Annotated in this window: 20 protein-coding genes; 2 read left to right on the top strand and 18 right to left on the bottom strand. The window is 73.0% G+C overall.

The window, feature by feature from the left end; all coding sequences use genetic code 11:
* Positions 1-38: 38 nt before the first annotated feature.
* Positions 39-923 (bottom strand): alpha/beta fold hydrolase, encoded by an 885-nt coding sequence (locus C3492_RS01145; RefSeq protein WP_103809811.1) that lies wholly within the window; start codon positions 921-923, stop codon positions 39-41.
* 270 nt (positions 924-1,193) lie between these two features.
* Entirely contained in the window at positions 1,194-1,886 is a 693-nt protein-coding gene (locus tag C3492_RS01140; protein WP_014673345.1) for a metal-dependent transcriptional regulator, read from the bottom strand.
* 221 nt (positions 1,887-2,107) lie between these two features.
* Between C3492_RS01140 and C3492_RS01135 the strand changes: the two genes are divergently transcribed.
* Positions 2,108-2,863 carry an SIS domain-containing protein gene (locus tag C3492_RS01135; RefSeq protein ID WP_103809810.1) on the top strand — a complete coding sequence of 252 codons (756 nt, stop codon included), beginning with the start codon at positions 2,108-2,110 and terminating at the stop codon, positions 2,861-2,863.
* 16 nt (positions 2,864-2,879) lie between these two features.
* Here C3492_RS01135 and C3492_RS01130 read toward each other — a convergent pair whose 3' ends face one another.
* The 3 genes from C3492_RS01130 to pdxH all read right to left on the bottom strand — a co-directional run bounded on the left by C3492_RS01130 (position 2,880) and on the right by pdxH (position 5,867).
* Positions 2,880-4,292, bottom strand: a complete 1,413-nt coding sequence (locus C3492_RS01130) for a PAS domain-containing protein (RefSeq protein ID WP_103809809.1) — start codon at positions 4,290-4,292, stop codon at positions 2,880-2,882.
* Between the two features lie 113 nt (positions 4,293-4,405).
* On the bottom strand, positions 4,406-4,825 hold the full coding sequence (locus C3492_RS01125; RefSeq protein WP_103810027.1) for a GNAT family N-acetyltransferase: 420 nt from the start codon (positions 4,823-4,825) through the stop codon (positions 4,406-4,408).
* Between the two features lie 355 nt (positions 4,826-5,180).
* Positions 5,181-5,867 (bottom strand): pyridoxamine 5'-phosphate oxidase, encoded by a 687-nt coding sequence (gene pdxH / locus C3492_RS01120; protein WP_103809808.1) that lies wholly within the window; start codon positions 5,865-5,867, stop codon positions 5,181-5,183.
* 176 nt (positions 5,868-6,043) lie between these two features.
* Between pdxH and C3492_RS01115 the strand changes: the two genes are divergently transcribed.
* On the top strand, positions 6,044-7,144 hold the full coding sequence (locus C3492_RS01115) for a citrate synthase 2 (RefSeq protein WP_181140129.1): 1,101 nt from the start codon (positions 6,044-6,046) through the stop codon (positions 7,142-7,144).
* 102 nt (positions 7,145-7,246) lie between these two features.
* Here the strand turns inward: C3492_RS01115 and C3492_RS01110 are convergent, their stop codons facing one another.
* From C3492_RS01110 to C3492_RS45295, 13 genes are all read right to left on the bottom strand, one after another.
* Positions 7,247-8,272 carry an isopenicillin N synthase family oxygenase gene (locus tag C3492_RS01110; protein WP_103809807.1) on the bottom strand — a complete coding sequence of 342 codons (1,026 nt, stop codon included), beginning with the start codon at positions 8,270-8,272 and terminating at the stop codon, positions 7,247-7,249.
* A 251-nt stretch (positions 8,273-8,523) separates the two neighbouring features.
* Positions 8,524-9,129 carry a TetR/AcrR family transcriptional regulator gene (locus tag C3492_RS01105; RefSeq protein WP_103809806.1) on the bottom strand — a complete coding sequence of 202 codons (606 nt, stop codon included), beginning with the start codon at positions 9,127-9,129 and terminating at the stop codon, positions 8,524-8,526.
* The gene (locus C3492_RS01100; protein WP_103809805.1) at positions 9,117-9,866 is read right to left on the bottom strand and encodes an enoyl-CoA hydratase family protein; all 750 of its coding nucleotides are present in this window, start codon (positions 9,864-9,866) and stop codon (positions 9,117-9,119) included. The genes C3492_RS01105 and C3492_RS01100 overlap by 13 nt, the downstream gene beginning before the upstream one ends.
* Complete coding sequence (locus C3492_RS01095) at positions 9,863-11,431, bottom strand: 4-coumarate--CoA ligase family protein (protein ID WP_103809804.1); 1,569 nt, start codon at positions 11,429-11,431, stop codon at positions 9,863-9,865. The genes C3492_RS01100 and C3492_RS01095 overlap by 4 nt, the downstream gene beginning before the upstream one ends.
* Before the next feature lie 22 nt (positions 11,432-11,453).
* Positions 11,454-12,644, bottom strand: coding sequence for an acyl-CoA dehydrogenase family protein (locus tag C3492_RS01090; protein ID WP_103809803.1), 1,191 nt, complete (start codon positions 12,642-12,644; stop codon positions 11,454-11,456).
* 55 nt (positions 12,645-12,699) lie between these two features.
* Complete coding sequence (locus C3492_RS01085) at positions 12,700-14,547, bottom strand: biotin carboxylase N-terminal domain-containing protein (protein WP_103809802.1); 1,848 nt, start codon at positions 14,545-14,547, stop codon at positions 12,700-12,702.
* Between the two features lie 8 nt (positions 14,548-14,555).
* The gene (locus C3492_RS01080) at positions 14,556-16,154 is read right to left on the bottom strand and encodes an acyl-CoA carboxylase subunit beta (protein ID WP_103809801.1); all 1,599 of its coding nucleotides are present in this window, start codon (positions 16,152-16,154) and stop codon (positions 14,556-14,558) included.
* Positions 16,151-17,827: an acyclic terpene utilization AtuA family protein gene (locus tag C3492_RS01075; protein WP_103809800.1), complete on the bottom strand. Its 1,677-nt coding sequence runs from the start codon at positions 17,825-17,827 to the stop codon at positions 16,151-16,153. Before C3492_RS01075 ends, C3492_RS01080 begins: the two co-directional genes overlap by 4 nt.
* Complete coding sequence (locus C3492_RS01070) at positions 17,824-18,618, bottom strand: TIGR03084 family metal-binding protein (RefSeq protein ID WP_103809799.1); 795 nt, start codon at positions 18,616-18,618, stop codon at positions 17,824-17,826. Before C3492_RS01070 ends, C3492_RS01075 begins: the two co-directional genes overlap by 4 nt.
* Before the next feature lie 674 nt (positions 18,619-19,292).
* Positions 19,293-21,005 (bottom strand): NAD-dependent malic enzyme, encoded by a 1,713-nt coding sequence (locus tag C3492_RS01065; protein WP_103809798.1) that lies wholly within the window; start codon positions 21,003-21,005, stop codon positions 19,293-19,295.
* Between the two features lie 122 nt (positions 21,006-21,127).
* On the bottom strand, positions 21,128-22,084 hold the full coding sequence (locus C3492_RS01060) for a DMT family transporter (protein WP_103809797.1): 957 nt from the start codon (positions 22,082-22,084) through the stop codon (positions 21,128-21,130).
* 111 nt (positions 22,085-22,195) lie between these two features.
* On the bottom strand, positions 22,196-24,214 hold the full coding sequence (locus C3492_RS01055; protein ID WP_103809796.1) for an ABC transporter ATP-binding protein: 2,019 nt from the start codon (positions 24,212-24,214) through the stop codon (positions 22,196-22,198).
* Between the two features lie 87 nt (positions 24,215-24,301).
* Positions 24,302-24,430: a hypothetical protein gene (locus C3492_RS45295; RefSeq protein WP_258055420.1), complete on the bottom strand. Its 129-nt coding sequence runs from the start codon at positions 24,428-24,430 to the stop codon at positions 24,302-24,304.
* Positions 24,431-24,597: the final 167 nt, after the last annotated feature.

Here is a 24,597-nt window from a genome sequence, read left to right as displayed (position 1 = left end):
CCGCCGACGAGAGGACGACCCGGCAGACGCGTAGGCACTCACCCCACGGGCAAGCCGTCGAGGAACGGTGTGACGGCGGCCCGCCAAGCCGCCGGCAGGTCGTAGTGGGCCAGGTGCCCCGCATCCGGGACCTCCGCGTACTCCCCGCGCGGCAGCACCCGCACCATCTCCTGGGCCTCCGCCCGCCCCAGCTCGCCGTCCACGCCGCGCACCACCAGCGTCGGGCACCGGACCTGGGCCAGCTCCTCCCAGTGGGCGTCGTAGACCCATGTATCGCGGGAGCTGAGCATCTGTTCGGGGTCGAAGACGGGCCGCCAGCCGTCCTCGCACTCGTGCATCACCTCGGCGTAGAAGGCCCCGCGCGCGGGACTCGGGCGCTCCACCCAGGGGTCGTCCTCGCCGAACCACTTGCGGACGTCGGCCAGGCTGGCGAAGGGGACGGGCCAGGACCGGAACCAGTCGGCCCACTCGCGCTGCGAGGCCGCGCCGAGGGCGGAGGCCCGCATGTCGCAGATGATCAGGCCGCGCACCAGGTCGGGGCGCTTGGCGGCGAGCTGCCAGGCGGTCAGCGCGCCCATGGCGTGGCCGATGAGGAGGACGGGGGCGAGGCCGAGCTGTTCCACGGCGGCCTCCGCGTCCTCGACGTAGGCCTCGCGGGTGTACGCGGCGCGCGGGGGCTTCTCGCTCTGGCCGTGGCCGCGCTGGTCGAGCGCCACGGCGCGGTGGCGGCCGGCGAGCCAGCGGGCGGTGGGCGCCCAGTGGGAGGCGCGGCCCATCAGACCATGGAGTAAGAGCACGCCCGGAGCGCCGGACTCCGCCTCCCCCTCGGTGTCCGGATCCGCCTCCGGTTTCGGAGGGTCGGCGAACTCCCAGGCGGCCAGGCGCACCCCGCCCGCTCCCGTCACATCGATACGCCGTGCCATCTGACCTGGCCCCCCAGCTCCGCCGTCCTCGTCGTCCAGCCACTTCAGGCTATCGAATGCCTATTCGAAAATTGCGTCTCCGCGTTCAACACCCCTCATTTGAGTGACACCCCTCAGGGAATGATCGTCTCAGCCGAGGGGATGTTTCTGGCGGGAGGCGGACCGCTCGGGGAAAAGCCGGTCCGAGGGGGTGACCCTGAGAGCTCGGGGCTCCGGGTCAGCACAGGGGAGGACAGGCCCCGGCGCGCAAGCGCCGGGGCCCTCTCCGTCTCAGCGCTTGGCGACGAACACATGGGAGGCGGTGTCCGCCTCCAGCTCGGCAGCCTCGCCGCCGCTGCCCACCAGCACGCCGCCGGGCGACTCGGTCACGCTCACCACCGAACCGGGCTGCACACCCGCGCGCCGCAGCGTGTACATCAGCTGCGCGTCCGTCTGGATCGGCTCGCCGATACGGCGGACGACGACCGTCTTGCCGTCCGAGCCCGGGTCCAGGTCGGCCAGCGACACCATGCTCTCGTCGAGGAACGGGTCCGCGCCGTCCTTCTCACCCAGCTCCTCCAGGCCGGGGATGGGGTTGCCGTACGGCGACTCGGTGGGGTGCCGCAGCAGCTCCAGCACGCGGCGCTCCACGGCCTCGCTCATCACGTGCTCCCAGCGGCACGCCTCGGCGTGCACCTGCTCCCACTCCAGCCCGATCACGTCGACCAGCAGACACTCGGCCAGACGGTGCTTGCGCATCACGCGCGTCGCCAGCCGACGGCCCTCGTCCGTCAGCTCCAGGTGGCGGTCGCTGGCCACGGAGACCAGGCCGTCGCGCTCCATCCGCGCCACCGTCTGGCTCACCGTCGGCCCGCTCTGGTCCAGCCGCTCCGCGATGCGGGCGCGCATGGGGACGACGCCTTCCTCTTCGAGTTCGAGGATGGTGCGGAGATACATCTCCGTGGTGTCGATCAGTCCGGACATACGTGCCCCTCGATTACCTCTGCCGGCAGCCGGCCGCGTGCGCCGGCCCTGGCATCAATTCTGCCGGATACCACTGACAAGCGGGCCGCACCGGCGAAACGGGGGCCGGCTCGGGGTGCCGGCCGGTCCCCCTGCGGGGCGCTGCCGCCCGGCCGTATTGACACCGCACTGGTCCAGACCGCACGGTGATCCGCGACACAGACGCTGCGAAGGGGCACCGCATGAGCGACGGCACGCCTGCCGACCTGTTCTTCGACGCCGCCATCGGCCTGCTGCAACGGGTCCGCGACGAGGAGGCCGGGGCGATCACCGCGGCCGGCACCCTGCTCGCCGACACCGTCACGGCCGGCGGCCGCCTGTTCGCCTTCGGCGCCGGGCACTCGTCCCTGGCCGCCCAGGACGTCGTCTACCGCGCGGGCGGACTGGCCCTGATGAACCTGCTCGCCGTCCCCGGCGTCGTCGGCGTCGACGTCATCCCGGCCACCCTCGGCTCCGCCCTCGAACGTGTCGACGGCCTCGCGAGCGCCGTGCTGGAGACGTCGCCGCTGCGCGCCGGTGACGCCCTCGTGATCATCTCCCTGTCCGGCCGCAACGCGCTGCCCGTGGAGATGGCCCTCACCGCACGCTCCCTCGGTGTGAAGGTCATCGGCGTCACCTCGGTGGCGTACGCCTCGGAGACGACGTCCCGGCACGCCTCCGGCACCTTCCTCAAGGACCACTGCGACGTCGTCCTCGACTCGAAGATCGCCGTCGGGGACGCGGAACTCACCCTCGACACCATCCCGGCGCCCTTCGCCCCCGCGTCCACGGTCGTCACCAGCGCCCTGATGCAGGCCGTCATGGCGACCGCCGCCGCCACCCTCGCCGACCGCGGCATCGAACCCCCGCTGCTGCGCTCCGGCAACGTCGACGGCGGACACGAGTGGAACGGCCGGGTGATGACGGAGTACGGCGACCGGATCTTCTACCGGCACTGACAACGCCCCGCGCTCGTCAGGGTGTCTGCTCCTCCGGCCGCTCGCGCAGTGTCTCCGCGAGGTCCAGTGCCGTCGCGATCCGTACGGCCACGTCCTCCGCGTACGCCGTGTCGGACCGTTCGAAGCGGCTTCGGCCGGAACCGCGCAGGAACGTCACGACGCCCAGCGTCCGGCCCCGGCTGCGCAGCACCGCGCACAGTGCGTGCACCGCGTCGTCGGGCCACTGGCGCTCCCGTGCCCATTCCCGCGCCCGCTGGGCGGAGACCGGTCCGGCGTCCGCGCGCACGGTGCCGCCCCGCTCCACGCACTGGATCGCCGGGTGGCCCTCGGGGTAGCGCACGGGGAGCCCGGCCGCGCCCGTGAGCAGGCTCGGGCCCGGCGCCCCGGCGGGCGTGGCCGCGAGCCGTACCAGCCGGACCGGACCCGGGCCGTCCGCGTCGTGCGCGCGCGAGCGGTCCGCCACCCGGTCGACGAGGGCGTGGTCGGCGAAGCCGGCGAGGGCGAAGTCCAGGTGGACGGTGGCCGCCTCCGCCGGGTCCTCGCACTCGGCCGCGGCCCGTGCCGCCCGGTGCAACTGGTTCGTCCGGAACCGCAGCAGGGCCGCCTCCTGCTCCGCCTGCTTGGCCCCGGTGACGTCCTCGAACAGCCACCCCACCCCGAGCGGCACCGGCTCCTCGGCGAGCGGTGAGGACAGCCGCAGGAACCCGCTGCGCCAGCAGCGCCGCTTCTCGCCCTCCGGGGCGCGGACGGTCACCCACATCTCGGCGGGGGCCGGCGGCGCGCCCTCGGCCAGGACGTGGGTCAGCGCGGCCTCCAGCTCCTCCACGCCCTGCGCGAGCAGTTCGCCCAGCGGACGCCCCAGCACGGACGTGCGCCCCACTCCCAGCGCCCGTGCCGCGTGCGCGTTCACCACGGCGGGCCGCAGGTCGGCGTCGACCAGGACGACTCCCCAGGACGCGTCCTCGAACAGCGCCTCGCTCAGCGCGATCGACCGCTCCAGGTCGATCTGCGCGTGCACCTCGCTGAACGCGCAGTACACCCCCGCGGGCTTCCCGTCGGGTCCGCGCACGGCGGCCGACTGGGTCCGCACGAGCACCCGCCCACCGTCCTTGGTGACCAGCGCGAACTCGTGCACCTGCCGGCCCGGCGCCCGCATCGCCGACAGCAGCCGGGCCTGCACCTCCTCGGCGTCGGCGCTGCGTACCGCCCAGCCGGCGAACCCGTGCCGTCCGACGGCCTCGGCGGCCGTCCAGCCGAGGATCCGCTCGGCCTCCCGGTTCCAGTGGGTCACGACCCCGTCGGCGTCGAAGGCGCACAGCGCCGCGTCCATGCCGTCGAGCAGCGCTGCGAGCAGATCGGAGCCGCCGGACTCACCGGGCTCGTCCGGCCCCAGTTCATCAGTGGTCCCACTCCGCCGCGAAGCACTCACCTGGACCCCCTGGAGACTGCGTCCGCGCACGCACGGCGCTCGGTTCGCTCACTGCCCATCATTCAACTCGAACGTGACACACCCCACACCCTGTTCCCGCAAGATTGCGGGGATCAATGCACCGGGGTGCCCGGGGAGAGCCGCAGGTCCACCCACTCGTCGCGCTCCCCGTCCAGCACATACCGGTCGATCTCGGCATACCCGTGCCGCGCGGCGAACCGCAGCCCGTCCTCGTTGGCGGCCAGCACACACGTCTCGACGGCTTCGGCGCCCAGCACGCGCGCGTGGGCCAGCGCGTCCTCGTGGATCGCCGTGCCGAAGCCCCGCCGCCGGAACTCCGGCAACACGCGCGCGATGACGGTCGCCACTCTCCCCTCCCCCGCCGGCGGGCGCACGGTCGAACAGCCGACGAGCACCTCGCCGAGGTACGCGTTCGCCAGCCGGTACCGGTCCTGCCGCTCCCGTGCCTCCTCGGCGGACATCGCGGCGGGCGGGACGACCACGTTGTGGACGTGCCGCCACTGTTCGAGCATCCCGTCGCCGTCGACGCCCACTGTTCGAAGATCCGTCACACGAGCACCTATACCAGTCACCGCGCCGGTGAAAAAACAGTTGAGCCCGTCGCGACGGCTTCTTAGGGTGTCGGTTACACGAGAAGGGAGGTGGTTCGGCAGATGTATGAGAACCGGACGCGTGAGGTGGCTGCGGGCTAGCGGCCCGTCACCACACCATGTGCGGTGCCGGACCAGCACGCGAACGGTGCGTGCAGCCGGCCCAATCCCAAGCAGTCACCCGACCCGCGGGCTGCCGGTACGTCCGGCCGGCTCCTCCTTGAGGAACCCAGCCCGCGGGTCGTCTGCGTTCCCGCCCGCCTCCTCCGGGTCCCGGTCAGGGGCTGAGGCGTTCGACCTTCCAGGTGCCGTCCGGCCGGGCGGCGTAACGCAGGCGGTCGTGGAGGCGGTTCTCGCGGCCCTGCCAGAACTCGACCGTCTCCGGGGTGACGCGGAAGCCGCCCCAGTGCGGGGGGACCGGGACCTGTTCGTCCTCCGGGTAGCGGGCTTCTAGCGCGGCGTAGGCCGTGTCCAGCTCCGTGCGGGAGGCGATCACCGTGGACTGGGCGCTGGCCCAGGCGCCCAGCTGGGAGCCGTGCGGGCGGGTGCGGAAGTAGGCGGCGGTCTCGTCGCGGCCGGTGCGCCGGGCGGTGCCGGTGACGATGACCTGGCGGGCCAGCGGGTGCCAGGGGAAGAGCAGCGAGACGTGCGGGTTCTGCGTCAGGTCGCGGCCCTTGCGGGAGTCGTAGTTGGTGAAGAAGACGAAGCCGTCGGTGTCGAACTGCTTCATCAGCACCGTGCGTGAGCTGGGACGGCCCTCGGCGTCCGCCGTGGAGACGACCATCGCGTTGGGCTCGTAGAGCGTGCCGTGCAGGGCCGCGCGGGCGGCGTCCTCGAACCACCGGGTGAACTGGTCCATCGGATGGGTGGCGAGATCCTGTTCGGCGAGGCCGTCGGCCCGGTACTGCTTGCGCATGGCGGCGGGATCGAGGACGGGATCCAGGAGCGGGTCACGGTCGGTCACGCGGTCATCTTGCCGTATCGAACGGGTATGGCACTGAGTGTCGCGTGGTATCCCCAACTGTGGCACCGGGGGTTATCGTGCTGCTCCCTTTGCGGTTGGGTTGACCACGGGTGACCACCGACGGATCGGGGCATCACCGGGGTGACCGCCGCCCACACATCACGAGGAGCCGCCTGATGTCCGATTTCGTACCCGGGCTCGAAGGGGTCATCGCGTTCGAGACGGAGATCGCCGAACCGGACAAGGAGGGCGGCGCCCTGCGCTACCGGGGCGTCGACATCGAGGACCTGGTCGGCCACGTCTCCTTCGGGAACGTGTGGGGACTGCTGGTCGACGGCGCCTTCAACCCCGGCCTGCCGCCCGCCGAGCCGTTCCCGATCCCCGTCCACTCCGGTGACATCCGCGTGGACGTCCAGTCGGCGCTCGCCATGCTCGCCCCCGTGTGGGGGCTGCGGCCCCTGCTCGACATCGACGAGGCGCAGGCCCGGGAGGACCTGGCGCGGGCCGCGGTCATGGCCCTGTCGTACGTCGCCCAGTCCGCGCGCGGCCAGGGGCTGCCGATGGTGCCACAGCGCGAGATCGACAAGGCGAACTCGGTGGTGGAACGGTTCATGATCCGGTGGCGGGGCGAGCCGGACCCCAAGCACGTGGCGGCCGTGGACGCCTACTGGACCTCCGCCGCCGAGCACGGCATGAACGCGTCCACCTTCACCGCCCGGGTCATCGCCTCCACCGGCGCGGATGTCGCCGCCGCGCTGTCCGGCGCGGTGGGTGCGATGTCCGGGCCGCTGCACGGCGGTGCGCCCTCGCGCGTGCTCGGGATGATCGAGGAGATCGAGCGCACGGGGGACGCGGAGGCGTACGTCAAGCGGGCGCTCGACCGGGGCGAGCGGCTGATGGGGTTCGGGCACCGGGTGTACCGGGCCGAGGATCCCCGGGCCCGGGTGCTGCGGCGTACGGCACGTGAGCTGGGGGCGCCGCGGTTCGAGGTCGCCGAGGCGCTGGAGAAGGCCGCGCTGGAGGAGCTGCACAACCGGCGGCCGGACCGGGTGCTCGCCACCAACGTGGAGTTCTGGGCCGCGATCATGCTGGACTTCGCCGAGGTGCCGGCGCACATGTTCACGTCGATGTTCACGTGCGCCCGTACGGCCGGGTGGTCGGCGCACATCCTTGAGCAGAAGCGGACGGGGCGGCTGGTGCGGCCTTCCGCCCGGTATGTGGGGCCGGGGCCGCGTCGGCCCCAGGACATCGCCGGGTACGCGGATATCGGCCACTGAGGGGGTGCCTGGGGCGCGGGGGCGACTGCGGGCCGGTTGTGGCTCGTCGCGCCCGCGTGGCGGGGCCGCGCATCGATACGGCCCCGCGCCCCAGGGAGTTGATCAGGCCGGGGTCAACAAGTTCCCGTGGTGCCGCTGTGCCACCAGCGGGTGGGCCCTGAGCTTGCCCTTCAGCTCGTTGTAGCCGTACTCGGCGTAGAGGGGGTTCGTCGGGTCCGTCGTGATGCCGGGGGCCTGCGACGCGTGCGGGAACGGGAGCGGCTCGACCCTCGCGTCCAGGCGGGGGTTGTAGAAGAACGGCACCGAGAAGCGCTCGGTGGCGCCGGGCGGGCTGACGACCCGGTGGTTGGTGGCCAGGAGGTAGCCGTTGGTGGCCACCTCCAGCAGTTCGCCGAGGTTGACGACGAACGCGCCCTCGATGGGCGGGACGTCGTGGAAGCGGCCGTCCTCGCGCTGGACCTGGAGGCCGCCGACCGTGTCCTGGAGCAGCAGGGTCAGGAAGCCGTAGTCCTTGTGGGCGCCGACGCCCTGGTCGGTGCCGTCGTCCGCGCTGCCGGGGTAGCGGACGAGCTTGAGGTGCGGGTGGGCGCGGTCGCCGAAGACCGGGTCGTAGAAGTCGGCCGGGGCGCCGATGGCGGTCAGCAGTTCCCGAAGGAGCCGGTGGGCGACCCCGCTCAGCCTGTCGATCCAGGCGAGGGCGGCCGTGCGCAGTTCGGGCAGGGCGGCCGGCCACTGGTTGGGGCCCTGGAGCCACCAGTACGGCGGCTCGCCGGGGCCGGGGACGCGGGCGGGGCGTTCGGCACCGATGTCGAGCTGGTCGCGCCAGTCACGGGCGCCGCCGGTGCGTTCGTCGCCGGTGCGGGTGTAGCCCCGGAAGTGCGGGGAGCCGACGTTGTCCAGGGCGAGCCGGTCGGCCTCGGGGAGGGCGAAGAAGGCGCGCATGGCGGTGAGCAGCGCGTCGGTCTCGGCCCGGGTCACGCCGTGGCCGACGAGCTGGAAGAAGCCGACGTCGTGTGCGGCGCTGTGCAACTGGGCGTGGAGCAGGGCGCGGGCCCGCGGGTCGCCGTCGGCGGCCGACAGGTCGATGATCGGGAGCTGGTCGTACGACGTCACTGTGTGCGTGGTCATGATGCGTCCGCGGGGTGTACGGGGCAGGGGTGACCGCCGAGGGGTGGTGGCGGCCCCCGGGTGCCGGGAAAAGGAGAAGGAGAGAAGAGGGGGCTGGTCAGGCGGAGAGGCGCCGACAGCCCATGCTCGTGACGCGCACGTAGTCCACGTGGCGTCGGCGAACGAGCATCGGAAGCATGGGCCCAAGGGTAACGCGCCCGCACGGTGGCTCCCCCGGCACGCTCCCGGAGCCGGCACGGCCGGGCCCGGCCTCAGCCCAGCCCCTCCTCCAGCAGCGCCGCCCACTGGGCGACGACCCGTTCGCGGCGGGCGGTGTCGTCGGTGAGGAGGTTGGCGAGGCCCAGGCCCCGGGCCATGTCGAGCAGGCCCTGGACGGTTTCGCGGACGCCGGGGCGGGACTCGTCGGCGCCCAGGAGGTCGACGGCGATGCGGTGGGTCTCGCGGCCGACGCGGGCCTCCAGCTCGGTCACGCGCGGGCGCAGCTGTTCCTCGTCACAGGCGGCGACCCACAGGTGCAGGGCAGCCCGGAACAGGGGGCCGGTGTAGAGGTCGACCAGGGCCGACACGACGGCCCGGCGGTCGGCGGCGCCGTCCGGGAACAGGGCCCGCAGTGCGAGGGAGCGTTCCTCGGAGACGTACTCGACGGCGGCGGTGAAGAGGTCTTCCCGGGTCGGGAAGTGGTGCTGGGCCGCGCCCCGGGAGACGCCGGCCCGCTCGGCCACGACGGCGACCGTGGAGCCCGCCCAGCCGCGCTCGGCGAGGCAGGCCACGGCGGCTTTCAGGAGCCGCTGCCGGGTGGCCCGGCTGCGGTCCTGCTTGGGAACGCGCTCCCGTTCCGTCGTACTCACACCACCCATGCCGCATCACGTCTTTCCAGGAAGGCCGTCATCCCCTCCCGGGCCTGGGGGGAGGAGAACAGCCGGGCCGAGAGCGCGGTCAGCTCGGCCGCGTCCCGGTCGAATGTCTCCAGCACCCTAGCCGTGAGCAGCCGCTTCGTCTCGGCCAGGGCCTGCGGGGAGGAGCGGCGCAGGCCGTCCAGGACGGGGGCCAGGGCGTCGTCGACGTCGTCCGCCGTCAGCGTCAGCAGGCCGAGGCGCGCGGCCTCGGCCGGGCCGAAGCGCTCGCCGGTGAGGTAGTAGCGGGCCAGGGCGCGGGGGTCGGCGCGGGGGATCACCGGCAGGGAGATCACGGCGGGGGCCACGCCGATGCGCACCTCGGTGAAGGCGAAGGTGGCGTCGGTGGAGGCGGCGGTGATGTCGCAGGCGGCGAGCAGGCCGAGGCCGCCGGCGCGGACATGGCCGGTGATCCGGGCGACGACGGGCTTGGGCAGCTCCACGATCTGCCGGAGCAGGGCCACCAGGGCGTCGGGGTCGGGCGGGTCGCGCAGGTCGGCGCCGGCGCAGAACGTCGTACCGGTGTGGGTGAGGACCACGGCCCGTACGTCCGGGTCCTTGCCGCAGTCGGTCAGGACCTCGGCGAGGTCCGTGACGAGTGCGGCGGAGAGGGCGTTGCGGGTGCCGGTGGAGTCCAGGCTGAGGGTGTCGACGGCACGCGCGCGTGTGCGGCCGATCCGTGCGGTCGGGTGGTGCGTCACGTGTGCTCCCTGAGCTGTCGGCGCAGGATCTTGCCGGAGGTGGCGCGGGGGACGGTGTCGATGAAGGTGATCCGGCGGACGCGCTTGTACGGGGCGACGCGTTCGGCGACGTACAGCAGGACGTCGTTCTCGCTCAGGCCGTCGGCGGTGGGGGCGCGGACGACGAAGGCGTGCGGGATCTCGTTGCCGTCCTCGTCGTACGCGCCGATGACGGCCGCGTCGGCGATGTCCGGGTGGGTGAGCAGGAGCGCCTCCAGTTCGGCGGGGGCCACCTGGAAGCCCTTGTACTTGATGAGTTCCTTCACCCGGTCGACCACGAACAGCCAGCCGTCGGCGTCGACGTACCCGATGTCCCCGGTGTGCAGCCAGCCGTCGGTGTCGATCATCGCGGCGGTGGCGTCGGGGCGGCCGAGGTAGCCCTTCATCACCTGGGGGCCCCGGATCAGGATCTCGCCGGACTCGCCGGTGCGCAGGTCCGTGCCGGGGTCGTCCAGGGAGACGATCCGCATCTCGGTGCCGGCGATGAGCCTGCCGACCGTGCCGGCGGGAGCCTCGCGCAGCCGGTCCAGGGGGACGACATGGGTGCCGGGGGACAGTTCGGTCATGCCGTACGCCTGGCCGATCGGGGGCAGGCCCAGGCGTTCGGCGCAGGCGACGGCGAGCCGGGCGTCCAGCGGGGCGGCGGCGCTGATCACGTACTTCAGCGAGGAGAGGTCGTAGCGGCTGACCGCCGGGTGCTTGGCGAGGGCGAGGACGATCGGCGGGGCCACGTACAGGCCGGTGATGCGGTGCTTCTCGATCGCGGCGAGGAACGTCTCCAGTTCGAAGCGCGGCAGGACGACGACCGTGGCGCCCTTGCGCAGGGGCGCGTTCATCAGGGCGGTGAGGCCGTAGATGTGGAAGAACGGCAGGACGGCGAGGATGCGGTCGCCGGGTCCGGCCGGGACGGCGGGTTCGAGCTGGGCGAGGTTGGTGGCGATCTGCCGGTGGGTGAGCATGACGCCCTTGGGGGTGCCGGTGGTGCCGGAGGAGTACGGCAGCGCGGCGATGTCCCCGGCCGGGTCGATGCCGGTCTCCGGCTCGGGGGCGGTGGTGGCGAGCAGGTCGCTCAGCGAGCGGTGCCCGGGCGCGCTGTCGCACACGAGGATCTCCCGTACGCCGCCCGCGAGTTCGGCGGCCCGGCGGGCCGTCTCCAGCAGCGGGGAGACGGTGACGATCCAGCGGGCCGCACTGTCGCCGAGCTGCTTGGCGAACTCCTCGGCGGTGGCCAGCGGGTGCACGGTGGTGACGGCGGCACCCGCGCGCGTGGCCGCGTAGAACGCCATCGGGAACGCGATCGTGTTGGGGCTGTGCAGGGCGAGGACATCGCCCTTGCGGACGCCCGTCTCGGCGAGGGCGGCGGCTAGGCGCCGGTGGAACCGGTCCGCCTGCTCGTACGTGAGGGTGGTGCCGTCCGTGCCGTCGATGAGGGCCGGCTGGTCGCCGAAGTCGGCGGCCCGGCCCAGGACGGCCTCGTGGATGGGGAGTTCTACGGGCGGGACGTCTGCGTACTCGCTGCGGAACACGGTTCCTCCTCGCACAGGGCGCCTAGTACGACTTGGGCAGGCCCAGGGTCTGGTGGGAGACGTAGTTGAGAATCATCTCCCGGCTCACCGGGGCGATACGAGACACGCGCGCGGCCGTTATCAGCGAGGCGAGCCCGAACTCGCGCGTGAGCCCGTTGCCGCCGAGGGTGTGCACGGCCTGGTCCACGGCCTTCACGCAGGCCTCGCCCGCCGCGTACTTGGCCATGTTCGCGGCTTCGCCCGCGCCGGTGTCGTCGCCGGCGTCGTAGAGACGGGCCGCCTTCTGCATCATCAGCCGGGCCAGCTCCAGGTCTATGTGCGCCTGCGCCAGGGGGTGTGCGATGGCCTGGTGGGCGCCGATGGGTGCCTTCCACACCGTGCGGTCGCGGGCGTACTCGACGGCCTTGGCGAGCGCGTACCGGCCCATGCCGATGGCGAACGCGGCGGTCATGATCCGCTCGGGGTTGAGCCCCGCGAAGAGCTGGAGGAGCCCCGCGTCCTCTCCCCCACTGCCGAAAGCGTGGGAGGGGCCCCCACCGACCAGCGCGTCGGCGGGCAGCCGTACGTCGTCCAGAGTCAGCTCGAACTGCCTCTCGGCCGCGTTGAGTTCCATGTCGATCGGTCGCTTCTGGAAGCCCTGCGCGTCCGTCGGGACGATGAACAGGCAGGGCTTGAGGCGTCCGGTGCGGGCGTCCTCGGTACGGCCGACGATCAGCACGGCGTCGGCCATGTCCACCCCGGAGATGAACACCTTGCGGCCGGTGAGCAGCCAGTCGGCGCCGTCCCTGCGGGCCGTGGTGGTGATCCGGTGGCTGTTGGAGCCGGCGTCGGGCTCGGTGATGCCGAAGGCCATGAGGCGGCTTCCCCCGGCGAGTCCGGGAAGCCAGTCCCGCTTCTGCTCCTCCGTGCCGAAGCGGGATATCACCGTGCCGCAGATCGCCGGTGAGACGACGAGCATCAGCAGGGGGGAGCCCGCGGCACCCAGCTCCTCCAGGACGATGGACAGTTCGGCGATGCCACCGCCTCCTCCTCCGTACTGCTCGGGGAGGTTGACGCCGAGGTAGCCGAGTTTTCCCGCCTCGCTCCAGAGTTCGGTGGGGGGCTTGCCCTCGGCGACGGTGCGGGTCAGGTAGTCGCGGCCGTAGCGCTTGCCGAGGGCGGCCACCGCCGACCGCAGGGCCTTGTGTTCTTCGGGCTCGATGAGGGTGGTCATGCGATTCCTCCGCGTGCGGGTCGTGGGTGGCTGGTCGCGCGGTTCCCCGCGCCCCTCAGGTCGGCTGCACCACCGCCAGCACCGTGCCGGGCTCCACCTGCTGCCCGGGCTCGGCGTTCAGCGTGCTGAGCGTTCCCGCCGCCGGGGCCGAGATCTGGTGCTGCATCTTCATCGCCTCCAACCAGATGAGGCCCTGGCCCGCCTGAACCGTTGCCCCTTCGGTCAGACCGTCGGCGATCCTGACCACCGTGCCCGGCATCGGGGCCACCAGGGACCCCGGCGCGAGCTGGGCCGTCGGGTCGGGGAAGCGGGGCAGGGCGGTGAGGCGGGTGGCGTTGACGTGGACCTGGTCGCCGTACCGGGACACCTCGAACTTCCGCCGTACGCCGTCCACTTCGAGGACCACCAGGCCCGCGTCGGCGTGCACGACCCGGACCCCGTCGGCGGCGAGGCCCTCCCTCGTGTGCCGGTACCGGACCTCGTGCTCCTCCCCGTCCATCTCGTACCGCTTCACCTGCGGCTGGGAGGGGACGTTGCGCCAGCCGCCGAAGCGCGAGCGGCCGTGGGCGTCGGCGAGGGCCGCGGCCAAGGGGGCGTGGGGGTCGGGAGTGGGTTCGGTCAGGGCGGCGAGGTGGCGGTCGTAGAAGCCGGTGTCCATGCGTCCGCTCGTGAACTCCGGGTGGCGCAGGGAGCGTACGAGCAGGTCGCGGTTGGTGACCGGGCCGTGGACCGTGGCGCACTCCAGCGCGCCCGCGAGCCGGCGGACCGCCTCCGCGCGCGTGGGGGCGTGGGCGACGACCTTGGCGAGCATCGGGTCGTAGTGGACGCCGATGGTGTCGCCGTCGGTGTAGCCGGTGTCCAGGCGGACGCCGTCCGGTACGGCGAGGCGGTGCAGGGTGCCGGTCTGGGGGGCCCAGTCGCGGGCGGGGTCCTCGGCGTAGAGGCGGGCCTCGACGGCGTGGCCACGCGCGCGCGGGGGCTCGCCCGCGAGGGCGTGGCCCTCGGCGATCCGGATCTGCTCCGCGACCAGGTCCAGCCCGAAGACCGCCTCGGTGACGGGGTGTTCCACCTGGAGGCGGGTGTTCATCTCCAGGAAGTGGGCGCGGCCGTCGGCGACCAGGAACTCGACGGTGCCCGCGCCGACGTAGGAGACGGCGCGCGCGGCGCGTACGGCCAGCGTGCGCAGCTCCTCCGTGAGCGCCGGGGTGAGTCCGGGCGCCGGGGCCTCCTCGACGACCTTCTGGTGGCGGCGCTGGAGGGAGCAGTCGCGGGTGCCGAGCGGCCAGACCGTGCCGTGGGTGTCGGCGAGGACCTGCACCTCCACATGGCGGCCGTGTTCGAGGTACGGCTCCACGAAGACCTCACCGTCACCGAAGGCGCTCGCGGCCTCGGCGCGCGCGCCCTCCAGCGCGGCCTCCAGCTCGTCCAGGCGGCGCACGATCCGCATCCCGCGCCCCCCGCCGCCCGCGGCGGCCTTCACCAGGACGGGCAGGTCGGCGTCGGTGACGGCGGCCGGGTCGAGCGGGGCGAGGCCCATGAGCCGCTTGGCACGGGTCTTGGACGCCATGGCCTCGATGGCTTCCGGGGGCGGGCCGATCCAGACCAGGCCGGCGTCGAGGACGGCGCGGGCGAAGCCGGGGTTCTCGGAGAGGAAGCCGTAGCCGGGGTGCACGGCGTCGGCGCCGGACGCCAGGGCCGCCTTCACGATCAGGTCGCCGCGCAGGTACGTCTCGGCGGGCGCCGCGCCCGGCAGCCGTACCGCCGTGTCGGCCACGCGCGTGTGGAGCGCGTTCTCGTCGGCGTCGGAGTGCACCGCGACCGTGCGGATTCCCGACGCGCGGCAGGTGCGGAAGACACGGCAGGCGATCTCGCCCCGGTTGGCGACGAGCACACTGGAAATCACGGGATCCCTCACATCCGGAAGACGCCGAAGCCGCCGCGCGCGCCCTCGTAGGGCGCGGTGTGCAGGGCGGAGAGGCACAGGCCGAGGACGGTGCGGGTGTCGCGCGGGTCGATGACGCCGTCGTCGTACAGCCGACCGGACAGGAACATGGGCAGCGACTCCGACTCGATCTGCTGCTCCACCATGGCGCGCAGGGCCGCGTCCGCGTCCTCGTCGTACGGCTGTCCCTTGGCCGCCGCCGACTGCCGGGCGACGATCGACAGCACGCCGGCGAGCTGCTGTGGGCCCATGACGGCGGACTTGGCACTGGGCCAGGCGAACAGGAAGCGGGGGTCGTAGGCCCGGCCGCACATGCCGTAGTGCCCGGCGCCGTACGACGCGCCCATGAGGACCGACAGGTGCGGGACCCTGCTGTTGCTGACCGCGTTGATCATCATCGCGCCGTGCTTGATGATCCCGCCCTGCTCGTACTCCTTGCCGACCATGTAGCCGGTGGTGTTGTGCAGGAACAGCAGCGGGATGTCGCGCTGGTTGGCGAGCTGGATGAACTGGGCGGCCTTCTGCGACTCGGCGCTGAAGAGGACGCCCCGGGCGTTGGCCAGGATGCCGACGGGGTAGCCGTGCAGGGCCGCCCAGCCGGTGACCAGGCTGGTGCCGTACAGCGGCTTGAACTCGTCGAAGTCGGAGCCGTCCACGATCCGGGCGATGACCTCGCGCGGGTCGAACGGGATCTTCAGGTCGCCGGGGACGATGCCGAGCAGCTCCTCCGGGTCGTATCTGGGCGGCTCGGCCGGGCCGGGGTCCGGGTGGGCCTTGCGGTGGTTGAGGCGGGCCACGACCCGGCGGGCCTGGCGCAGCGCGTCCGGCTCGTCCAGGGCGAAGTGGTCGGCGAGGCCGGACACGCGCGCGTGCATCTCGGCGCCGCCCAGCGACTCGTCGTCGCTCTCCTCGCCGGTCGCCATCTTCACCAGCGGCGGCCCGCCGAGGAACACCTTCGCGCGCTCCTTGACCATGATCACGTGGTCGGACATGCCGGGGATGTAGGCGCCACCTGCGGTGGAGTTGCCGAAGACGACGGCGATGGTCGGGATGCCGGCGGCGGAGAGCCGGGTGAGGTCGCGGAAGATGGCGCCGCCGGGGATGAAGATCTCCTTCTGCGAGGGCAGATCGGCACCTCCCGACTCCACCAGGCTGATGCAGGGCAGCCGGTTGGCGAGCGCGATGTCGTTCGCGCGGAGGGCCTTCTTCAGGCTCCACGGGTTGCTGGCGCCGCCGCGCACGGTCGGGTCGTTGGCGGTGATCAGGCACTCCACGCCCTCGACCACGCCGATGCCGGTGACGAGGGAGGCGCCGACGGGGTAGTCGCTGCCCCAGGCGGCCAGCGGGGACAGTTCCAGGAACGGGGTGTCGGGGTCCAGCAGCAGCTCGATGCGCTCGCGGGGCAGCAGCTTGCCGCGCTTGCGATGCCGCTGCACGTACTTCTCGCCGCCGCCCGCGAGCGCCTTGGCGTGCTCGGCCTCCAGCTCGGCGAGCTTGGCGAGCATGGCCTCGCGGTGGGCCTGGTGGTCGGGGGCGGTGGGGTCGAGAGCGGTCCGCAGAACCGTCACAGCAGAGTCTCCGGGATGTCCAGGTGGCGGGAGCGCAGCCATTCGCCGAGGGCCTTGGCCTGCGGGTCGAAGCGGGCCTGCGCGGCGACGCCGGCGCCGAGGACGCCCTCGACGACGAAGTTGAGCGCGCGCAGGTTCGGGAGCACGTGCCGGGTGACGGGCAGGTCGCGGGTCTCGGGCAGCAGGTGCCGGAAGGCGTCGGTGGTCAGTGTGTGGGCGAGCCACCGCCAGGCCTCGTCCGACCGCGCCCACACCCCCACGTTGGCGTTCCCGCCCTTGTCCCCGCTGCGCGCCCCCGCGACCAGCCCGAGGGGCGCTCGACGGGTCGGCCCGGGCGGGAGGGGTTCCGGGAGGTGCGGGGGCGGTACGGCCTCCAGGGGCCGTGTGTCCTGGGCCGGCGGCACGGGGACACGGCGTCCGTCGTGGAGGACGGCCATATGGTCCACGTCCCCATGGGGCACGTACACATCGTCGAAGACCCCGTAGGGGGCGCCATTGCCGGGTGGCGACAGCACATGGAAGCCCGGGTAGCTGGCGAGGGCCAGCTCCACGGCGGCCCCGCTCAGCGCCCGCCCCACGACCCGCTGGTCCGGGTCCCGTACGACGAGCCGCAGCAGCGCGCTGGCCGTCTCCTCGGTGTCCGCGTCGGCCCGGTCGGTCCGCACCAGTTCCCAGCGCACCTGCTGCGGCGGAGACTTGGCGAGCGCGTCGGCGAGCTGCTCGCGCACCAGGGCCGCCTTGGCCTCGATGTCGAGTCCGGTGAGGACGAAGACGACCTCGTTGCGGAAGCCGCCGAGCCGGTTGACTCCGACCTTGAGCGTGGGCGGCGGCGCCTCCCCGCGCACCCCCTCGATCCGTACCCGGTCCGGCCCGTCCTGGCTCAGCCGTACGGTGTCCAGCCGGGCGGTGACATCGGGCCCGGCGTACCGGGCGCCGCCGGTCTCGTACAGCAGTTGCGCGGTGACCGTGCCCACGTCCACGAAGCCGCCGGTGCCCGGGTGTTTGGTGATCACGCTGGTGCCGTCGGCGTGGATCTCGGCGAGCGGGAAGCCGGGACGCCGTACGTCCCCCTCGCCGAAGAACGCGTAGTTCCCGCCCGTGGCCTGGGTCCCGCACTCCAGCACGTGCCCGGCGACGACGGCACCGGCGAGGGGGTCGTGGTCGGCCGGTCCCCAGCCGAAGTGCGCGGCGGCGGGGCCGGTGACGAGTGCCGCGTCGGTCACCCGGCCGGTGACCACCACGTCGGCGCCGGCCCGCAGGCACGCGGCGATGCCGAAGCCGCCGAGATAGGCGTGCGCGGCGAGGGCGCCCGGGTGGGCGGCGGTCAGGTCGTCGCCGGCGACGTGCGCGACCCGCGCCGGGATGCCGAGCCGGTCCGCCAACCGCCGTATCCCGTCGGCGAGTCCGGCCGGGTTGAGGCCGCCCGCGTTGGTGACGATCCGCACGCCGCGTTCGCGGGCGAGGCCCAGGCAGTCCTCCAACTGGCGCAGGAAGGTGCGGGCGTACCCGGCGGCCGGGTCCTTCAGCCGGTCGCGGCCGAGGATGAGCATGGTGAGTTCGGCCAGGTAGTCACCGGTGAGGACGTCGACCTCGCCGCCGGTGAGCATCTCGCGCAGGGCGTCCGCGCGGTCGCCGTAGAAGCCGGAGAAGTTGCCGATGCGCAGCGGGTTCACCGGCCGGTCCCCTTCGGCGGGCGGCCGGTGCCGGGCGGGCCCGCGAAGGCCTGGGCGATGTCGAGCCAGCGGTCGGCGTCCGGGCCGGTGGCCGTCAGCGCGAGGTCGCCCCGGTGGGCGCGCTGGGTGACCAGGAGGCAGAAGTCGAGGGCGGGGCCGGTGACGCGCTGGGCGGCGCGCTCGTCGCCGTACGCCCACACCTGGCCGGAGGGCGCGGTCAGCTCCACCCGGAACTCCTCGGCCGGCGGGGTCAGTCCGTGCACTCCGAAGGCGAAGTCACGGGTCCGCACCCCGAGCCGGGCAACATGCCGGAGCCGGTCGGTGGGTGGGCGCACCACACCGAGGGCGTCGGCGATGTCCAGCCCGTGGGCCCAGGTCTCCATAAGGCGGGCCGTGGCCATGGAGGCGGCGGACATGGGCGGGCCGTACCAGGGGAAACGGGTACCGGCCGGTGCGTCGCGCAGGGCCCGGTCCAGGGCGCCGCGCCCGCCGCGCCAGGCCGCCAGCAGTTCGGCGGGCGGAAGTACGGCGCCCTCCTCCGCTCCCTCGTCCACGAACGACCCGGGTGCGGCGAGCGCCTTCTCCACCAGCGCCCGGAAGGCGTCGGCGTCGGTGACGGCCAGCAGGGCCGAGCGGTCGGTCCAGGCGAGGTGCGCGATCTGGTGGGCGACGGTCCAGCCGGGTGCCGGGGTGGGCAGGGCCCACCGGGCCGGGCTCAACCCGGCCACGAGCTGGTCGAGTTCATCGCTTTCGGCACGCAGGTCGTCGATGACGGGCGTCGGGTCGGCCATGGGGGGAGCATGGCAGCGGACACAGAAACAATCAAGCGTGCTTGCATGAATTGACGAGGCGACAGGAGGCCGGTGCGCGGAGGAGGACGGCCCGGCCGGACCGGCTCGCCCCGCCCGGACCGGAGGTCACACCGCTGCCTCGCTCCGCCCGGACCGGAGGTCACACCGCTGCCTCGCTCCGCCCGGACCGGAGGTCACACCGCTGCCTCGCTCCGCCCGGACCGGAGGTCACACCGCTGCCTCGCTCCGCCGGGACCGGAGGTCACACCGCTGCCTCGCTCCGCCCGGACCGGAGGTCACACGGCCACGCGCTCCAGCCCGCCCGGACCGGAGGTCACACCGCAGCCCGCCCCACCCGACCGCAGGCCACAGGACCACACGCTCCGCCCCGACCGCAGGCCACAGCACCGCGTGCCTCGCCGGGACCGGGGGTCACACCGCAGCCCGCTCCACCCGACCGTCGGTCACACCACCACGCTCTCCCCCGCCCGGACCGGAGGTCACACCGCAACCCGCTCCACCCCGACCATCGGTCACACCACCACGCTCTCCCCCGCCCGGACCGGAGGTCACACCGCAACCCGCTCCACCCCAACCGTCGGTCACACCACCGCGCGCTCTCCCCCACCCCGACCGTCGGTCACACCGCTGGGCTCTCCCGCCCCGACCGGAGGTCACACCGCTTCCACCGGCGGGTAGACCGGCTCCCACCGGGCCGCCCGTACCGCCTCCTCGACGTCGTCCAGGCCGGCCCGGGCGACGCCCTCCTCCACCGCCGCTCGGGCCACGGCCACGGCGACCGCCTCCGAGGTGGCGCGCAGGTCGCGGATCGGCGGCAGGACCGGCACGTCGGCGCGGGCGACCTCGGTGTCACCGGTCCGGCGGGCCACCGCGTCGGCCGCCGCGCGGAGCATGCGGTCGGTGATGCGGGAGGCGCGGGCGACGATCACACCGAGGCCGAGGCCGGGGAAGACCAGCGCGTTGTTGGCCTGGCCGATCTCGTACGTCGTACCGTCCCGCTCGACCGGGGCGAAGGGGCTGCCGGTGGCCACCAGGGCCTTGCCGTCGGTCCAGTCGAGCAGGTCGGCGGGGGTGGCCTCGGCGAGGTCGGTCGGATTGGACATGGGCAGGATGATCGGGCGCTCGGTGTGCCGGGCCATCTCGCGGACGAGTTCCCGTGTGAAGGAGCCGCCCTGGCCGGAGGTGCCGATCAGGATGGTCGGGCGGACCCGGCGGACCACCTCGTCCAGCGGGATGCCGGGCAGGCTCTCGTCCCGGCGCCATCCGTCGACCTCGTCGGCGGGGCGGGCGTACGGCTTCTGGACGTCCCGGAGCTGGTCGCCCTGGTCGGTGGTGAGCAGGCCGTACCGGTCCACGCACCAGAAGCGGGCGGTGGCCTGCTCGGCGGACAGGCCCTCGGCGATCAGGGCGTCGCGCAACTGGTCGGCGACGCCGATGCCGGCGGTCCCGGCGCCGAAGACGATGATCCGGTGCTCGGGCAGGGGGGTGCCGGTGGCCCGGACGCCGGACAGGACGGCGGCGAGGTTGACGGCGCCGGTGCCCTGGATGTCGTCGTTGAAGGTGCAGACCCGGTCGCGGTAGCGGTCGAGGATGCGGCGGGCGTTGGCGGTGCCGAAGTCCTCCCAGTGCAGCAGGGCGTGCGGGAAGAGCCGGGTCGCGGTGGTGACGTAGGCGTCGATGAAGGCGTCGTAGGTGTCGCGGTCGGCTCGCGGGTGGCGGTTGCCGAGGTAGAGGGGGTTGTCGAGGAGTTCCTGGCGGTTGGTGCCGACGTCGAGCATGACGGGCAGGGTGCGACGCGGGTCGATGCCGGCGGCGGCCGTGTAGACGGCGAGCTTGCCGACGGCGATGTCGATGCCGCCGACGCCCCAGTCGCCGATGCCGAGGATGCCCTCGCCGTCGGTGGCCACGATCAGGTCCACGTCGTCGGCGCCGAGGCCGTGCGCGCGCAGGGAGCGTTCGATGTCGCCGGGGGCGTCCACGGAGAGGTAGACGCCGCGCGGGCGTCGGTACTCCGTGCTGTAGCGGCGGATCGCCGTGCCCACGGTGGGGGTGTAGACGATGGGCAGCATCTCTTCGAGGTGGTCGCCGACGAGCCGGTAGAACAGCACCTCGTTGCGGTCGTGCAGCGCGGTCAGATAGACGCTCCTGGCCAGGTCGCCCGCCTGGTCCCGGAACTGGCCGTAGGCGCGTTCGGCCTGCTCGTCCTGGGTGAGCACGCGGGGTGGGACCAGACCGACGAGGTCGAGGGCGCGGCGCTCCTCCTCGGTGAAGGCGGTACCGCGGTTGATCCGGGGATCGCCGAGGACGGCCCGCCCCCGGGCGGTGACCCTCAGCGGGCCGGGCTGGCTGTCACGAGCGTCGGTCACGAGGTCCGCCTTCCGTCCGTCTTCGCCCCTTCAGGCCACACTCAGGAGTGTGCGGGAGAGGGGCGGGATGCGCAGGGTGAGCGGGGGGCGGAAGCGGGGAGCGGGTCCCGTGGCGCCGGGCGTCAGGCCTCCGGTGCCCGGAGGGCGGGCTTCGTCCGGGCTGTCTGGGTGCGTACCGCGCCGATCGTCGCCGCTATGACCAGGGTGATCGCGGCGGCCTCGGTGGGGGTGAGGGACTGGCCGAGGATCAGGAAGCCGGCCGTGGCCGCGATGGCCGGTTCCAGGCTCATGAGGATGGCGAAGGTGGGCGCCGGCAGCCGGCGCAGAGCCAGCAGTTCGAGGGTGTAGGGCAGGACCGAGGAGAGCAGGGCCACCGCCGAGCCGAGGGCGACGGTGGTGGGGTTCAGGAGCCGGCTGCCGGCCCCGGCGATGCCCAGCGGAAGGAAGAGGAGGGCCGCGACCGCCATGGCCAGCGCCAGGCCGTCCGCCTGCGGGAAGCGGCGGCCCGTACGGGCGCTGAAGACAATGTAGGCCGCCCACATGGTGCCCGCGCCCAGGGCGAAGCCGACACCTGTGGGGTCCAGATTGCCGAAGCCTCCGCCGCCGAGCAGGAAGACACCGGCGAGGGCCAGGCCGGCCCAGAGGGCGTTGATCGCGCGGCGGGAGGCCACGACGGACAGGGCCAGGGGGCCGAGGACTTCGAGGGTGACCGCCGGGCCCAGCGGGATGCGGGCGACCGCTTCGTAGAAGAGGCCGTTCATCGCGCCCATGGTGACACCGAAGACGATCACCGTGCCCCAGTCGGCCCGGGAGTGCCCGCGCAGCCGGGGCCGGCAGACCAGCAGGAGGACGACGGCCGCCGCGAGCAGGCGCAGGGCGACGACGCCCAGGGCGCCGGCCCTCGGCATCAGCGTGACCGCCAGCGCGCCGCCGAACTGCACCGAGACGCCACCGGCCAGCACCAGCCCGACGGGTCCGAGTGAGCCGAGTGAGCGGAGCGGGCCGCGCGGGGCGGAGGGGCGCCTGCCGTCACCCGAGGTCGTCGGGGTCGGCGTGGTGGTGCTGAGTGGGGCGGTCACGAGCGGTCCTGGGCTTGATCGGGTTCGTGCATCTCGGTGTACTACCAGGTCCAGGGTAATGGACTACGACAGGTGCGTGAACCCTTGACGGAACTGTCCCGGATGCTGGGATCAGCCACCCGGCCACGCCTCCTCGTCACGGAACCACGGTCGGCCGTCCGGGGAAGCCGGGGCGTACGCCTCACGCCCGTACGCGTACCCGTTCCCGTGCCCGTACGTGGACCCGTTCCCATTGCCCTGTCCGTACTCGTACGCGTGCCCGTTCCCGTTGCCCTGTCCGTACTCGTGCGTGTACACCGGCGCCGGTGTCCGCCGCTCCTCCCACAGCGGCATGCGCAGCTCTCCCGTGTCCAGCACCGCGTTGTTCTGCGAGCGGTGCAGCCGGGCGTAGGCGCCGCCCCGGGCGAGGAGTTCGTCGTGGCGGCCGGTCTCCACGATGCGGCCCCGGTCCACCACGAGGACGCGGTCGGCGTCGGGGGCGAGGTTCAGGTCGTGCGTGATCATGATCGTCGTCCGGCCGGCCATCAGGCGCCGGAGGGGTTTGACGACGCGGCGGGCGGCCAACGCGTCCAGGCCGGTGGTCGGTTCGTCCAGGACCAGGACGGGCGCGTCGCGCAGGATGGCGCGGGCGATGGCCAGGCGCTGGAGCTGGCCGCCGGAGAGCCGGGCCGAGTGGGGGTCGACCCGGGTGTCGTAGCCGTCGGGCAGCCCCAGGATGAAGTCGTGGGCGTCGGCCGCCTTCGCCGCCTCCTCGATCGCCTGGTCGCTGGCGCCGGGCCGGCCGCAGGCGATGTTCGCGCGCACCGTGTCGTGCAGCACCAGGGTCTCCTGCGGAAGCAGGGTGACGTACTCACGCAGCCGGGCCAGCGGGAAATCCCGCACGGGTAGGCCGTCCAGGAGGACGTCCCCGCGGTCCGGGTCGTAGAAGCGCAGCAGCAGCTTGGACACCGTGGACTTGCCCGCGCCGCTCGGACCGGTGATGATCACCAGCTCGCCGGGGCTGACGGCGAAGGAGAGCCCTTCGAGGGCGGTCCGGTCGGCGCCGGGGTAGCGGAAGGAGACGTCCCGCACCTCGACCGTGCCGTCCGGGCGGCCCGCCTCCGCGCCCCGCCGGGGGTCCGCGACCGAGGGGCGCACGTCGAGGATCTCGATGAGGCGTTCGGCGCCGGCGGTGGCCGCGGTGACCGTCAGGCCGAGCTGGGCGAGGCCGCGGACGGGCGGGTAGAGGTAACCGAGGAAGGCGGCGAAGGCCAGCAGTTGGCCGAGGGTCATCCGGCCGGTGGATATCTCCCAGGCGCCGATGCCGATCACGGCGAGCACACAGACCGTCTCGATGACCTGGACCAGCTGCTCGTACGCCTCGTTGAGGCGGGTGGAGCGGACGGAGGCGCGGAACCAGGCGTTCGCCTCCTCGCGCAGCCGCCGCCGCTCGGCGTCCCGGCGGTCGTACGCCTGGGTGAGCACGATGTTGCCGAGGGACTCCTCCACCACGGAGGTGATCGCGCCGTCGGCGACCCGGCCCGCGCGGGAGACGTCCTTGATGGAACCGGAGAAACGGCGGGCGGCCAGCCAGAACAGGGGGGCGAGGACGAAGGTGGCGGCGGCCAGGTCCCAGCGCAGCCAGAACGCGGCGACGGCGTAGAAGAGGGCGGAGAAGGCCGCCGAGGCGGCGCCGACCAGGCCGGACACGACCATCGTCTCGATCGCCTCGACGTCGCTGGTCAGCCGGGAGAGCAGATCGCCCTGGCGGTGCCGCTGGAAGAAGTGCGGGGGCAGCTGCTGGACGTGGTCGAAGACGTGCTCGCGCAGCCGCATCACGAAGCGCTCGGTGGCCCACGCGGCCAGCGAGTTGCCCGCGTACGCGACGAGCGCGCCGGCCACCGCGACCCCCAGCCACTTCACGGCCGGGCTCCAGAACGCGGCGAGCGAGCCCTGCTGGAGGGCGTGGTCGGTGAGATCACCGAACAGCAGGATGGCCTCGGTCTCCGCGAGCGCGGCGAGCACGGTGCACAGCCAGACGGCCAGCAGCCATTTCCTGAGCCCCTTTGTCAGCGGCCAGAAACGGCGGAACGCGGCACGGGCGGGAATCGTGGGTGTTTCGCACTCGAATTCTTCACCCTCGTCAGCCATCAGGAATCCTTTCCGAATCACCTTCCCGACAGGAAGAGGAAAAGGGGCCGACGGTGCACCGTCGACCCCTTCCGGTTCAGCGCCCGATCACTGGTCCCGGCCGGCCAGCGGCTTGGGCAACGGCTTGTGCGCGTGCTTCTTGGGCTTCGGCTGCGGCGGCGGGAGCTGCTTCGTCTTGGGCTTGGGGGGCAGCGGGGCAAGCTTCTTGAAGCTCATTCCGACTCCTAATGTCGCACTGTTCTTGTGGTTCTGAATTCCGCGTCCGGAACCCGACATCGAAGAAGTTACACGCTTCTCCGGCCACCGAACGGCAAAAATGGCAAAGGGGCGCTGTGAATCCCCTGGGTAAAGCTGGGAGTTCGGCGGAGAACCTGAGAGCGACC

Origin of the sequence: Streptomyces sp. Ru62 (assembly GCF_002920615.1) — a bacterium.
In the GTDB taxonomy this organism is placed as follows: Bacteria; Actinomycetota; Actinomycetes; order Streptomycetales; family Streptomycetaceae; genus Streptomyces.
The sequence above is the reverse complement of the archived record's forward strand: the minus strand, read 5'-3'. Positions and strand labels throughout refer to the sequence as shown.

Coding starts and splice junctions, on each gene's coding strand:
- C3492_RS01125 (WP_103810027.1), bottom strand. CDS start 4,825: ATGCTCGAACAGTGGCGGCACGTCCACAACGTGGTCGTCCCGCCCGCC.
- C3492_RS01105 (WP_103809806.1), bottom strand. CDS start 9,129: ATGGGTGGTGTGAGTACGACGGAACGGGAGCGCGTTCCCAAGCAGGAC.
- C3492_RS01055 (WP_103809796.1), bottom strand. CDS start 24,214: ATGGCTGACGAGGGTGAAGAATTCGAGTGCGAAACACCCACGATTCCC.
- C3492_RS45295 (WP_258055420.1), bottom strand. CDS start 24,430: ATGAGCTTCAAGAAGCTTGCCCCGCTGCCCCCCAAGCCCAAGACGAAG.
- C3492_RS01070 (WP_103809799.1), bottom strand. CDS start 18,618: ATGGCCGACCCGACGCCCGTCATCGACGACCTGCGTGCCGAAAGCGAT.
- C3492_RS01145 (WP_103809811.1), bottom strand. CDS start 923: ATGGCACGGCGTATCGATGTGACGGGAGCGGGCGGGGTGCGCCTGGCC.
- C3492_RS01115 (WP_181140129.1), top strand. CDS start 6,044: ATGTCCGATTTCGTACCCGGGCTCGAAGGGGTCATCGCGTTCGAGACG.
- C3492_RS01140 (WP_014673345.1), bottom strand. CDS start 1,886: ATGTCCGGACTGATCGACACCACGGAGATGTATCTCCGCACCATCCTC.
- C3492_RS01135 (WP_103809810.1), top strand. CDS start 2,108: ATGAGCGACGGCACGCCTGCCGACCTGTTCTTCGACGCCGCCATCGGC.
- C3492_RS01110 (WP_103809807.1), bottom strand. CDS start 8,272: ATGACCACGCACACAGTGACGTCGTACGACCAGCTCCCGATCATCGAC.
- C3492_RS01090 (WP_103809803.1), bottom strand. CDS start 12,644: ATGACCACCCTCATCGAGCCCGAAGAACACAAGGCCCTGCGGTCGGCG.